The 12,570-nt window shown below is 70.4% G+C and carries 10 protein-coding genes and 4 pseudogenes; 7 read left to right on the plus strand and 7 right to left on the minus strand.

The annotated features are described in order from the left end of the window. Positions 1 to 56: 56 nt before the first annotated feature. From P3T35_RS40485 to P3T35_RS31775, 3 genes and pseudogenes are all read right to left on the minus strand, one after another. Positions 57 to 1,475: pseudogene (locus P3T35_RS40485) on the minus strand (ADP-ribosylglycohydrolase family protein). Between the two features lie 251 nt (positions 1,476 to 1,726). Continuing rightward, positions 1,727 to 2,017, minus strand: a complete 291-nt coding sequence (locus P3T35_RS31770) for a hypothetical protein (protein ID WP_101384703.1) — start codon at positions 2,015 to 2,017, stop codon at positions 1,727 to 1,729. A gap of 9 nt (positions 2,018 to 2,026) precedes the next feature. Then, positions 2,027 to 2,248, minus strand: a complete 222-nt coding sequence (locus tag P3T35_RS31775; protein ID WP_180356838.1) for a hypothetical protein — start codon at positions 2,246 to 2,248, stop codon at positions 2,027 to 2,029. Positions 2,249 to 2,409: 161 nt separating this feature from the next. Here P3T35_RS31775 and P3T35_RS31780 point away from each other — a divergent pair, with 161 nt between their 5' ends. After that, positions 2,410 to 3,102, plus strand: coding sequence for a rhomboid-like protein (locus tag P3T35_RS31780; RefSeq protein ID WP_101384705.1), 693 nt, complete (start codon positions 2,410 to 2,412; stop codon positions 3,100 to 3,102). Positions 3,103 to 3,756: 654 nt separating this feature from the next. Continuing rightward, positions 3,757 to 4,120: pseudogene (locus P3T35_RS31785) on the plus strand (TnsA-like heteromeric transposase endonuclease subunit); the annotation flags it as partial. A gap of 42 nt (positions 4,121 to 4,162) precedes the next feature. On the opposite strand, the gene P3T35_RS31790 reads toward P3T35_RS31785, so the two are convergent. Next, positions 4,163 to 5,833: a DUF4132 domain-containing protein gene (locus P3T35_RS31790; protein ID WP_101384707.1), complete on the minus strand. Its 1,671-nt coding sequence runs from the start codon at positions 5,831 to 5,833 to the stop codon at positions 4,163 to 4,165. A gap of 174 nt (positions 5,834 to 6,007) precedes the next feature. Here P3T35_RS31790 and P3T35_RS31795 point away from each other — a divergent pair, with 174 nt between their 5' ends. The 3 genes from P3T35_RS31795 (at position 6,008) to P3T35_RS31805 (ending at position 7,593) form a co-directional block, all read left to right on the plus strand. Beyond that, on the plus strand, positions 6,008 to 6,139 hold the full coding sequence (locus P3T35_RS31795) for a hypothetical protein (protein ID WP_280708753.1): 132 nt from the start codon (positions 6,008 to 6,010) through the stop codon (positions 6,137 to 6,139). Between the two features lie 247 nt (positions 6,140 to 6,386). Then, entirely contained in the window at positions 6,387 to 7,142 is a 756-nt protein-coding gene (locus P3T35_RS31800) for an alpha/beta hydrolase (protein WP_101384708.1), read from the plus strand. Next, entirely contained in the window at positions 7,135 to 7,593 is a 459-nt protein-coding gene (locus P3T35_RS31805; RefSeq protein ID WP_101384709.1) for a winged helix DNA-binding protein, read from the plus strand. Before P3T35_RS31800 ends, P3T35_RS31805 begins: the two co-directional genes overlap by 8 nt. Positions 7,594 to 7,854: 261 nt before the next feature. On the opposite strand, the gene P3T35_RS31810 is transcribed toward P3T35_RS31805, so the two are convergent. From P3T35_RS31810 to P3T35_RS31820, 3 genes and pseudogenes are all read right to left on the minus strand, one after another. Then, positions 7,855 to 9,063: a sigma-70 family RNA polymerase sigma factor gene (locus tag P3T35_RS31810; RefSeq protein WP_218976846.1), complete on the minus strand. Its 1,209-nt coding sequence runs from the start codon at positions 9,061 to 9,063 to the stop codon at positions 7,855 to 7,857. An 11-nt stretch (positions 9,064 to 9,074) separates the two neighbouring features. Next, positions 9,075 to 9,305: pseudogene (locus P3T35_RS31815) on the minus strand (YciI family protein); the annotation flags it as partial. A 324-nt stretch (positions 9,306 to 9,629) separates the two neighbouring features. After that, positions 9,630 to 10,004: a hypothetical protein gene (locus P3T35_RS31820; RefSeq protein WP_101384711.1), complete on the minus strand. Its 375-nt coding sequence runs from the start codon at positions 10,002 to 10,004 to the stop codon at positions 9,630 to 9,632. Positions 10,005 to 11,477: 1,473 nt separating this feature from the next. On the opposite strand from P3T35_RS31820, the gene P3T35_RS31825 reads away from it, so the two are divergent. Both P3T35_RS31825 and P3T35_RS31830 read left to right on the plus strand, forming a co-directional pair. Next, complete coding sequence (locus tag P3T35_RS31825; RefSeq protein ID WP_143677042.1) at positions 11,478 to 11,765, plus strand: hypothetical protein; 288 nt, start codon at positions 11,478 to 11,480, stop codon at positions 11,763 to 11,765. Between the two features lie 481 nt (positions 11,766 to 12,246). Then, positions 12,247 to 12,570, plus strand: a pseudogene (locus P3T35_RS31830) (hypothetical protein); the annotation flags it as partial.

Here is a 12,570-nt window from a genome sequence, read left to right on the forward strand (position 1 = left end):
GCGCCAGGCGGTGGCGGGTCGTGGGGCAGGTAGTCCCAGTGGCAGCCGGTCCGGGTTCAGACCGGAAACGTCTCACGCGCCGTCAGCCAGTGCTCCGGCACACCGCCGAGCCCGGTCCGGGCGGCGACCACCCCGGCGGTGATCGCGCAGGTGGTGTCGGTGTCGCCCCAGCCGCCGAGGCAGGTCCAGATCGCCTCCGGCAGGTCGTCCAGCTGCCCGGCTGCGGCCCACAGCGCGAACGGCACGGTGTCCGGCGCTGACAGTCGGTAGCCCGATCCGAGTACCGCGGCAGCGTGCCGCACGCTCGTACCGGCCGGCATCCGAGCGGCGATCCGCAACCCGGACCGCACACCGCCGTCCGGCAGCGACTCGGCGACCTGAAGCAGGAAGTCGGGCCGTTCGGGCGCCGCCCTCCCTCGGCTCCGGGCTGCCAGGGCTGCCGCGAGCGCGACGGCGACGGCACCGGCGGCCGCCTCGACGTGGAAGTGCGTGGTCTCGGCCGAGAGCCGGGCCTGCTCGGCGACCCGGTCCGGGTCGGCCGCGAGTCAAGCCCCCAGCGGTGCTACCCGCATCGCGGCTCCGTTGCCGTGCGAGCCCTGCCCGCCGAACAGCTCCGAGGTGACGGCCCGCCAGTTGCCGCCCTGCCCGATCGCGCGGAGCACCCGGTGCATCGACGGCCCGTACCCGCGCTCGGGGTCGGCGGCGTACCCGGCAGCGAACCCGCGGGCCAGCACGTCCTGGTGGACCTCCCCGTACTCGGCCAGGTGGCGCACCAGCACCAGGGCCATCGCCGAGTCGTCGGTCCAGTCCCACGGCGCGGGGCACAGCTCCCGCCTGGCGTACCGCGCTTGCGCCTCGTCGGTCGACAGGGTGAGCCATTGGTCGCCGAACGCGTCGCCGAGGACAAGCCCGTGCAGGCTGTCCAGCGCGGAGGGAGTGATGGGGATGGGCATTGGAGTCTCCGGGTCGGTTTGGCCTGTGGCCCGATTGTGCGGGTGCGGGCGGGGCAGGCACGAGCTGCTTTCCGTCAGTGCCCCCACGCGAACGGGCAATCCCAGAGCGCGTGACATCAGCGTCGACGGGAAGCTTGGGCAGCCGCCAGGACGCTTGTGGACCCGACACCACGCTCTCGCCGGGGCGGGGGCTGCTGGTCCTGGATGAGCGCAGCATCGGCGGCTCGGGCGCTGCGGGTGACAGCGGCGGACCACCGCCTGGTTGCGGCCCCGACGGAAATGGCGTTGCTCGTGCCCCCGGTTGCTGTGCCACTCTGACGCGGTGTTCATGACGCTCGCCTCCTCGAACCTGGCCTGGGACGAAGTGGATCCCGCCCGGCACCCCTTCGACCCTGCGGCGGCGGCGCAGGTGGTCCATTCGCTCGGCCCGGCGCAACGGGTACCGTCTCGGGGGGACCCTGCCTTCGACTCGACCAAGCGCAACTGGGCGTGGGAGGTGGCGAGGCCTTGGGCTGACGCCATGTCACAGGTCCTGATGGAGCACTACGGTCGGTGGGCGGCCGGGTGGCGTTGGTCGCTGTTGTCGCTTTGCGGCAGCGGCGTCCCAGGCGGGTAGCCACCAGCAGGGCCCCACGACACCCTGGCCGACCTGTCCCGCATGCGCGCCGCGCAGCGCCGGCCCGGCAGGTGCTCTCGCGGGTGACGCCGAGCATGCGAGACGCCTCCATCTGGGCGCCCCGGTCGTCAGCCTGCAGCCAGGCACCTGCGCTTGGTCAGGGTTCGGTTCGGCCTGACTCAGCCTCAACCAGGCCGCAGGTGAAGGGGAAAGCCTCCAAGAACTCCCGCCGGCCCGGCTCCGTCTCCGCCTCGGCCAGGTCCGCGAGCACTGTCAGGAAGCGGTCGCGCTGGTCTTGTGGCAGCCGCCCCAGCACCCAGCCCACGCTCTCCATCATCTTCACTGCGGAGTCGGGGTCGACCTCGTCGTCCTCGCAGCTGTCGAGGAACCAGACGACGTCGACGACCAGTCCGGCAAGCACAGGCACCAGCGGGTCCGTGTCGGTCATCCGGGCAACCTATCCGACCCCCATGACAACAGCACCGCTACCTCGGCGGACTCCCGCACGGCATTCGCCGGGTTCAAGGCCCGGAGAGAACCGCGTGGCGCTCGTGGTCACCATCTGGCAGGCGTAGCCGCCGCGGTACTCGGCGGCGTACTGGAAGAGCTCATGCGGGTCGGCCAGGTCGAGCGGCTGGGAGCCGTCGAAGATGACGAAGACGATGCGGCGTTGCCGCACGTCCTCACCCTCCGGCCGGGCCGCCGGTGGCGTCAACGACGGGCATCCAACGGTTCGCGCTATCCGAGCCGGGGCGGTTGGCCGCCCGTTCACGCCCGTTGGCTCACCCGTTCGGCGCACCGGCGGGCGTGGACGCGCGGTCGGCCGGGCAGGCTGACCGGATGCAGACTGCCCGCGCCGCCCGCCCGGCCATTGCTGCCCGGTGGTGCTGGGCGTATATCCGCCGGGCCCCGGGCACGTACATCTGGCTGGCTGTGCTGTTCGCGCACGGTGTGGTGCTGCGGCACGTCTCGCCGCAGACCGCTGACCGGATCCTGGAGCGGCGCTCGACCAATCTGCACTACCTCGCGGTGTCACCCGTCCGGGTGCTGATCAGCAGTGCGTTCTGGATCGCGGGCGGCGGCTGGTTCTCCTACTTCGTGCTGTACAACCTGGTGCACGTCCCGGTCGAGCGCCGGCTGGGCACCGCCCGCTGGCTGGCCGTGATCGTCATCGCGCACGTCGGCGCGACCTACCTCAGCGAGGGCGTGCTGTACTGGGCGATCCAGCACGGGCACGCGCCGCAGAGCGCCCGGTACACCCTGGACTACGGCGTCAGCTACGCGCTGGCCGGTGCGGAGGGCGTGCTCACCTACCTGCTCACTGCGCCGTGGCGGTACGCGTACGTCACCTGCTTGCTGCTGCTCTACGGCGTCGCGATGCTGCAGAGCCGGGACTTCACCAGCGTCGGGCACTTCACCGCCGCGCTGCTGGGCCTGGCCTGCTACCCGCTCACCCGTGGCTGCGGCGGGCCGTGGGACCCGGTGGCCGAGGCCCGGGCGTTCTGGCGTCGGCTGCGCGGGCGTGCGGCTTAGTGTCTCGTGGATCAGGCCTGGCGCCTGCGTGACCGGCTGCCGGTGCGACCCGAGGCCTGCCCGGCGTGTGGACGGGCTCGGCACATGTCGCTCCATCGGCTTCCCGGGCGTGTGCTGCGTCGTCGCGCGCACCCAGACGCCGGAGGAAGCCGTCGCCCTCGTGGTGGCCGCCCTCCCGGAGCGGCTCGGGCCGGCGAGCTGAGGCGACGTGGAGGACCGCGGGCAGCAGGTCCCCCACGTCCATCAGCACGGCGGGAGCTTCCTCGGCGATATGGTGGGCTTCTTCGGCCCCGGGGGCACGGACCAGCCCATGCACGCGTTCTGCGTCGTCGCCGTCGAACCGATCTTCCACCGGGCCCGCTGGCGGAAGCAGCGAACGCCCATCGGATAACCCGAGGCTGGGGATGCGGGTAACAAGTAGTCGCAGTCCGTATTCTCGACTGCCGGGGTCTCTGCTCACGGAGTCAGCGATTGCGCGGCATCCACCCACGCGACCAGTGTGCACTTCACCCGGATTCCGACGTTTCCGCGGGAACCAGTGCGCATCGAGTCGCGGGCCTACACGCTTCGAGGTTCTCGTGGAGGGCGAGTTCGGCTTTCCGCGTGCGGGTGGCTCTCGCGTGGCATCGCTTGGAGCACGCGGTGCGGGTGCTGATGGCTCTACCGGCTGGGTCGGATCTTGCGGGGCCGTACGTCGAGTTGTCGGACGCGGACTCGGCACATGAGTGGCAACGGCGTTCGCTGCTGGACTGCGTGACGGCCCGTTTTCGAGTTCGTGACAGCGGTGCGGCCCTTTCGGTGGTCTCGCGGTGAGCGTCACTTCGCGGGCTGGTACTGGGCGGCGACGACCGGGCAGCACGTTGGCTTCGAGTCCTGGCTGGAGCGGGACCAGCTCCTGCTCATGGACTTCGACCCGAAGGTGGCAGGGATCGCCTCGCAACCGTTCTGGCTGCACTGGCACGACGGCGAACGAGAGCGTCGGCACGCTCTGGACTACTTCGCCCGCCACGCGGATGGTCATTTCGGAACCCGGTGCGGAGAGGCATCTCTGATGATCCGATCAGGTCCCGTCCTCGATCGCCAGCTGAGGCACCGCCTGCTCCCGCAGTCGCCGCCGGGCCAGCGCGGTGCGCCAGGCCGCCGCCAGCTTCCGGTCCGCCCCGCCAGCAGCCGGGTGCCAGAGCGAGATGGGCGTGTCGTCGGCTATTTCGTGCAACCCCTGCTCCAGGTCGCGCAGTAGCCAGGTGGAGCTGTTGCGCGGCTGAAAGGCTGTACCGAGCACGGTTCCTGAGGGCAACTCGGCCTGCCAGACCAGGGCGGTCACCATCGGGACGAGGGCCGGCTGGTCCTGGAAGCCGGCCAGCCAGCGGCTCGCCGGCACTGGCTGCCCGGCGGCCCAGTACTCGTTGAGCGTGCCGAGGTAGCGGTCGGACACCCGGCGCAGGACGGCCAGTTGGGATCGGAGCGCGGCGTAGCGGGCCGGGTGGCGCTCGCGGACCCGGGTCGGTACGCCGGCCAGGGTCTTGCCGTGTTCGTTGCGGAAGACCAGCTCCACTCGGCCGGTGGGCGCGGTCTCGAAGACTGCCGTGTACGGTCCGGCCGGGATCTTGAGCGCGTGCGGGTCGAAGCCGGCCGGCAGGTCCCGCAGTTCGGTCAGGGCTTGCCGGGCCAGCCGCAGCGGGGCCGGTTTCGGGTCGGCGAGCAGGCGCCGGTGCTGGCCGGCCCCCGGCTCGCCGGTCAGCGCGGCGAGGGCGGCCAGTGTGGCACGCACGAAGTGGGCCGGGCCCGCGTCGAGCTCGTCCAGGGCGGAGCGGGCGTAGCCAGATGCGGCCAGTCGGAGCTGGGTGATCGCCTTGGCGTCCTGCGACACGCATGCGGCCCAGGCCAGCGCGCCGAGCAGTTGCCCGCAGGAGATGCCGAACCCGGCCGGGCCCGCGCCGTCGACCACCGCGGCCGCCAGCAACTCGCGCAGCGTGGCCCGCAGGTCGGTGTGGTAGCCGAGCAACTCGCCGGCCTGGCCGAGCCATTCGTACGATGGGCGGACCTCGGTCGCACGGGCGCACAGCTCCAGCAGCCGGTGCGTGTGCGGCTGGTACACCGTGCTGCCCAGGCGCAGGCGCACCGCAGCGCCGTACGGGTCGGTGAACGGCAGCAGGGCATCCACGTCGGCGGGCAGTGGGGGCAGCAGCGAGCGGAGTTCGTCGGTGGTCCGGGCGCGGTCCTGCGCGGTCCCTGGATCGTCGGTGGCGTTGACCACCGTCAGCAGGGTGCGCAGCTGCGGCTGGAAACCCAGTCGCTCGCTCGCCGTCAGCGCCCGCAGCGCGGCGAGCGGCAGCAGCAGGCAGGTCTCGGCCTCCGTGTCCCACCGCTGGGTCGGGTGCTGCGGATCCACGCCCTCCAGGGCCAGGTGGAACAACTGGCGCACATCCTCCGCCCGCCAGCCACACGGCAGTTCGGCGAGTGCGACGGAGGTCTCCCGCTCCAGGTCCGCGCAGCGCAGCCCGGTGCGCTGGTGCTGCAGGCTGAGCGCGATCTGGCGCCGGGTCTCCTCGGACAGCGTGGTCAGCAACTCGGTGGTGTGCCGTCCAGGCGCCACCGCCGCCCCCGACTGGTCCGCTGCGTCCGCCTCCCGCAGCGCCCGCCCGAGCGCTCGCGGCACGGTCGGCTTGGCGGTTCCCTGAGCGCGGCGCGGGAACACGAACCTGCGCCGGTACCAGCTGATCAGACCCACCGGTCCTCATCCCCCAATCCAGCAGTGCGATCTCACTCGGACGGTATACCTCCGCGTATCGTCCGTGGACGGCCGGCACCGTCCAGGGGCCGGGCGGCGCCGCGGTCTGGCGAAGGTCTTCAGGGCCTCGCCATCGACGACGGCGCGCTCCGAGTGCGCCGGGGCGACGGAAGCATGAGCCGGCTCCTAGTGACCGAGCTGACCGACATACTCGGCCGGCAGCACGGCGACAGCGATGTCCGGGCCGCGGTCCACGAGCTCCACGCGGCCTGCGCGATCCTCGTCGAACCCAGCGACCAGGAGTAGGCCGTGCCGCGCGTCGTGGTCGGCAAGTCGGCCAAGCCCGGCGACGCGTGAGGAGTGAACCTGCTACTGGTGGCGCTCCTCCTAGGTGCGGCCCCTCACGCACGTACGTGTCGAAGGGCCGTTCACGGATGGCCCGAGGCGTCGCGGCGCATCCACCCCCGGGCCGAGCCGGGGAACGCATGGGGCGGGTTCGCGAGTGACTCCACTAACATATTACACGACACATATGTCGTGTAATATGTTCACTATGGACACTGTGGAGAAGAATCCGACCCTTGTCTTCATCCCCTGCTTCTCCGGCGCCCCGTGGAGCGCCGAACAGCTCGCCCCCTACGGCGAAGCGCCCAAGCGCACGCTGCGCCTGCCCGAAGGCGTCAATGACATCGAGCGCTACGCCGACTACGTCGCAAATGCGATCGCGGACCTCGACGACTACGTGCTGGTCGGCGACTCGTTCGGCGCGAACATCGCGCTCGCGCTCGCCATCCGCCGCCCGCAGGGCCTGCGCGCCCTGGTCCTGTCCGGCGGATTCGCGGCCAACCCGATCGACTCGAAGCCGTTGAAGGCGCTGGCGCGGGTGATGGGCAAGGCGCCCGGCCCGTTCTACCGGCACGTGACGTTGCGAGCCCACGCCCACCGCCTCGCCTCCCCGTTCGACGGCGAGGGCCAGGTGCCCTGGAGCGAGGCGCACAGCCGCGAACTGTTCCTCGCCAGCACCCCGGCCGCTTCCTACGGTGCGCGCGTGTCAGCGATCTTCGCGGCCGACTACGTCGACGTGCTCGGCCAGGTGCAGGTCCCGACCCTGATCCTGACCCCCTCGCACGACGTGCTGATCGGAGAGAACGCCTCCAAGATCATGCTCGCGGGCATCCCCGACGCCCGGGAGGTCGTGCTGCCGCGCACCGGCCACATGTTCCGCTTCTCCCACCCGGCCACCTACGCCGGCGCGGTCAAGGACTTCATCGCCGCCCTGCCGACCACCCGACAGGGCGCCGATGCGTAAGGCCGAACACCTGCGGTTCGCGATCCTGGCAGCCCAACGCGAAGGCAACCGGCTGCTGACCCAGGCCCTCAAACCCCACGGCATCACCCCGTCGCAGGCCGAGGTGCTGCGCCTGCTCCAGCAGCATGGCACCTTGAGCCTCAACGGGCTCGGACAGCTCCTGGTGTGCGAGAGCGGCACCAACCCCAGCCGGCTGGTCGAACGCGTTGTCGCGGCAGGGCTGGTCGAGCGCCGCACCGACGCCGAAGACCGCCGCTACCTCCAACTCAGCCTCACCCCCGAGGGCGAACGCCTGGCCACCGCGGTCGCCGGGATCGAAGAGGCCATGTACTCCTCGATCGACACCGCCTCCGACGGCCTGGAGACCGACGCGGTGCTCGACTTCCTTCACAAGCTCATCGACACCCTGCCCGCGGGTGAGGCTCTCAAGAAGCGCCTTGACCTCGACTGAACGCCGCGGCCCTCACGGACCTGCCGACCGTGCGCCAAGGAAGGAACGACCAGGCAATGCGACAACGCCCCGATCATCAACGCGCCCGTCGGCGAGATCTTCGCCTACCTCGCACGGCCTCGATCACCCTGGCCCCGTCCTCTGTGAGGTTCAGGACGCGGCGCCGGCCGTCATGAGGGTCCTGCGCGGCCATCACGAGTCCGGCGTCGAGCAGGGACGTCACTGCGGGATGGGTGTCGGCCGTGCTGCTTTCGGGGGCGGCTACTGGGGCGCTTCGCCGAGCCGGTCGCGCCGGGCGATCAGGTAGGCGTGTTCCGCCTGGTTGTCGGTGAGCCGGGCTGCGGCGTCGAAGGCTTGCCGGGCCTCGCCTCCCCGCCCGAGGCGGGCGAGGAGGTCGCCACGGATTGCGTGGAACAGGTGGAAGGCTCCCAGCTCCAGGTCGTCCACCAGCCGAAGTGCCGCCGCGGGGCCCTCGATCTCGGAGACGGCGACCGCGCGGTTGAGCGCGACCATCGGACTGGGGTCGAGTTGTGCGAGTCGGTCGTAGAGCGCGAGGATCTGCCTCCAGTCGGTGACGGGGTCGGTGTGAACGGCGTTTATCGCGGCGAGCAACTGGTAGCGGCCGGGCTGGTTCCGTCGCAGGCAGGCACGCACGATCGTCCTGCCCTGGGCGATCAAGTCGGCGTCCCACCGGGAGCGGTCCTGGTCGGCGAGCCGCACCAGAGCGCCGTCGGCGTCGGCGCGCGCGGGGCGACGCGCCTCGGTCAGCACCATCAACCCGAGCAGTCCCGCGGCCTCCGGCTCGTCCGGCATCAGCTCGACCAGTAGACGGGCCAGTCGGATCGCTTCGATGCACAGCTCGCCGCGGGCGAGTTCCGCGCCGAAGGTGGCGACATAGCCCTCGTTGAAGATCAGGTAGAGCACCGCGAGCACCGCGTCGAGGCGCTCGGGCAGGTCGGCCTCGTACGGCACCCGGTAGGGGCTGCGCGCGTCGCGGATCTTCGCCTTCGCCCGCACAAGCCGCTGCGCCATCGTGGCTTCCGGCACGAAGAAGGCGCGGGCGATCTCGGCCGTGGTGAGCCCGCCGAGCAGGCGCAGGGTGAGCGCCACTTGGGCGGGGCGGGCCAGGGCCGGGTGGCAGCAGGTGAACACGAGCCGCAGCCGGTCGTCCGGCACGGCGCCCTCCTCGACAGGTTCGGCCGGTGCGCTGGCGAGTTCGGCCGCGGCGTGCTTGTGCGCGCGAGCGGTTTCGCGGCGCAGGTGGTCGGTGGCCCGGTTGCGGGCGGTGGTGATGATCCAGCCGGCCGGGCTCGGCGGGGCGCCGTCGACCGGCCATTTGACCAGCGCGGTCGCGAAGGCGTCGGCGACCGCGTCCTCGGCCAGGTCGGTGTCGCCGAGTCCGCGCACGAGTACGGCGACGGCTCTGCCGTACTCGGCGCGGAAGACGGCCGCGATCTCCTGGGGCGTCACCGGGGTGGGGCTCAAAAGGGTTCGACGTCCTGGAACGGGCGGACCTCGATCGGCAGCGTCGTGGCGGCTGCCGCCTTGCGGCGCCAGGAGAGCGCCGCGTCCAGATCGGGCGCGGTGATCACCCAGATGCCGCCGATGCACTCCTTGCCCTCGACATACGGACCGTCGGTGATCAGACCGTCGGCCCGTACCACTGTGGCGGTGGCGGGCGCGTGGAGGCCGCCGGTGAACACCCACGAGCCGCATTGTTTTGTCTCGGCTCCCGGGTCGGCAACAGCCACTTCCATTGGCACATCGCCCGCCTGCCGCCGGCTTCCCCCTTTGAGTAGCAGTAGTTTGACGCTCTCGCCTTTACCAACGGTGTCCTCGCCTACACCGCCACCGAATGAGCCGGCCTCGCCGACCGGCTGTGCCGGGCGATCACCACCCGTATCGTCACAGCCGGCTGACGTCTTGTTGACCGACCGGCCGGCCGTCTGGTCATTGACCGGCCGAGCGTTCGGTGTGCCGTCACTCGCGGTTGCTGCCGGCCTGGGTCCGGCCGGTCGCTGAGTCTGCAGTGGGCTTCACAGTAGGGTGAAGATGTGTTGGTGGGCCCTGTCGAGGATGAGGCCGTTGTCCAGCCGGACGCGGACCGTCACCTGGCTGCCCTGTTCCCGGTATGCGGCCCATTGCGGCTCTAGTACGGCGATTTGTGCCTCTAGGCGCTGGCGGCTCGCTACCGGCATGGTGTGCCCGTAGTCCTCGAACAGCGCTTTGAGTCGCTGGTACTCGCGGGCGTCCTCGCTCTGCGGGAGTTCGCCGTCCACCCGTTCGATGGTGCCTTCGATGCCGGCTCCCAGCGAGAGGAATCCGACGACTGCCGCAGGCTCTCCGGCGGCTGCCTCGCCGATTCCGAGGTCTTTCGCCAGCCTGACGCGCCGGCCTTCCTCCAGAGTCATCCGCTCTGCCTTTCAATCGTTCGCGGTCGCGGGCCTTGACCTGCGGGTCTGGCCATTATCCGCCGGGGCGTCAGGGAGCGGGGCGGGTGGTGAGGGGGAGGGACGGCGCGCAGGCGGGAACGGGCTCGGCCGTTGCCGGAAGCGCCGGAATCCCGGAGTGGGCGTCAGCGTCCGGCGTTTCCGGGTCCAGCCCGGGGGCAGCCGACCCCGGCCCTGGCCCGTCTGCCGTCGCTGGGCGCCCGGCCGGTCGGGTCTGCACTGTGTACGCCTGCGGTGCGGCCAACCCGGGCGGGGCGGCGCCGTGCTGCGTGCCGACGTCGATGAGGTCGATGAGGAGGTGGGTTTTGCGGGTGTTGCGGACGAGGGATCGTTGGGGGGCGGACTGAGGGCCGCATGCGCCGAGTCGTGGGCGCGGTGTGGTGGCGCCCCGAGCCGCGTCGAATCTCGGTGGGCAGAGTGGCCCGGTGACGGGCAGGGCCGCGCCTCGGAGCGTTGCCGTGCGGGTCCGGGGAGTCCGGCGGGCCCGTCCGCCGGCGCGCGGGCTTGGGCCGGAGGACCGCCGTTATGTTGAGAGGCCGAGCAGGCGCTGCCGGGCGTGCCGCCTGGCGGGCGCACAGGTGCTGCGCGGCCGCACGGTATGCCAGCGGGGCAGTGGGTGTGGCGCTGTTTCGCGTCGATGCTGACGCAGGTCCGGTGTGCCTGTCCGGCGGGTGAGGGTGGCGACAGGCCTTTTGGCCGGGGTGGGGGTCTTTTATGGCTTTGGTCAGGCTGTGTCCACGGCCTTCCTGATTGTCCGCTGTGACGGGTTGTGTTTGCGTGTGTTCTCTCGCGTTTTCTTGTTTGTCATGGTGGTCGCGTTGGATCGCGGCGTACGGTTCGACCTTCGAACAGCGTCGGGATCGGGTCTTCGCAAGCCACAACGCGACCGCGTTCCCGCCGTAACAGCTCGCCGTGCGGGCGTCAGCGATCGTGGCCTGGCCGGTGTGTGGCTCGCGCTCCGTCCGCTCGGCATGGAGCCTTCCAGCGACGTGAACAGCCGTCAGCGACTTGCCCGGCCACGTCGCGGCCCGGATCTGGCACCGCAACCCCTCCGGCGGTACCAGACCCGACGCCGGCAGCGTCAGAAGTCGTACTGCCCCGTCGCGCGCTTCTTCCTGGTGCGGGCGCAATTTCTTCGTCATGATTCGAGTTTCCCTTTCCCGGAATTCGCGCGACACAGACAAGGTCAGGCGCAAGCCGTTCCCGGTGGGCTCTGGTATCCCGCCGCAAGCCGGACCTCGCGCTCCGCGATCCAGGCCTGTGCGCCACCCAGTGGCGCGAGGGGTGCCGGACGGCGTAGATAAGATGATCCGATAAGGCGCTGATGCGCGCCTATGCGCCTCATCCTTTCGACCATTCAGCGTGTTCTGCTACTTAAGGCGGGGAACGTAATGAACACCGCATGACTGCAGAACCCAAGAAAGGGGTGCCGAAATGGCATTCAATCCCGCCGGCACAAATTGGTCCGTCGCTCCTTTCGACGACAGCGGCACGCTCGGTGCATTCCACCCGACGCCCTGGGAATTCCACAACGAAGCCATGAACGCCGGGACCCTTTGGGCCGGGGGATACGCTCCCATGCCCGGCGTGGACAACGGATACCTGTGCGAGATTACGGTCTCCGGCACGGTATCGGACTCGTTCGAGGTCTACTTCCTGACCGGCGACCGGTTCATCGCGACCAAGAGCGGCTCGCTCTACCGATTCGGCCTGAAGGTCTGAGAAGCCTCGAACCTCGCGTTTGCCGTCGTGGGGTGTGCTTCTTCGCACCCAGGGCCGGCTGCCTAAATGCGGCCCATTGACGGGCTTCGCGTCGGTGAAGACGGTATCTGCGTCTCTGCCGACGGGCCGACACAGCCAGGAGCCGGCCCGTCGGCAGCCCGCGCGTGCGCGCGCTGCGTGTACTGACACTGGCCCCGCCCGCCAGATCCGCCCCTGCGGCTTGCAGGTGGTCTCTCCTGCGTCCGCCTGATTGTGAGTGGGTTGGGTGGCAGCAGGTTGGCTGAGGGCGGGGGATCACTGACTTCGGTCTTTTCCGATAGATCCATGGATCACTGCTGACACAGGATGAGGAATCGGCTGTCATGGCACGCGGATTGTGCCTAGCACACCCGGTCGGTGGCTGGCATGAGGATGCTTGTTCCTGTGCACGTCGCCTTGGTGGCGGTGTGGGTTGGTGTGCATGACCGCCGATCCTCCGTCCATGCCGTCCGATCCCGTCCTGCGGGCCGTTCCAGCGTCCGGGAGCGGCAAGGGAGCGCTGGTGTCTTGGTCGGGGGAGCGGGCGTTGATGCGGCGGGTGGTGATGGGTCGTCTGCTCGTGCTGGATGAGGCTGGGATCCTGGCGTCGGTGCATGTGCGGATCGCTGCTGAGTCGGCTGGGGTTTCGGTGCGCACCGTGTGGAACTGGCTGGCTATCGCCCGCCGGTCGGGCCTTGTTAGGGTGGGTCAGCTGCTGCTGTGTTCCGGTAGAAGGAGCTCGGCTAGCGTTCCGCCATCGGGGGTCTGGGAGAGCCGGGTGGTGCCG

Source organism: Kitasatospora sp. GP30 (assembly GCF_029892145.1).
GTDB classification, from domain to species: Bacteria; Actinomycetota; Actinomycetes; order Streptomycetales; family Streptomycetaceae; genus Kitasatospora; species Kitasatospora acidiphila.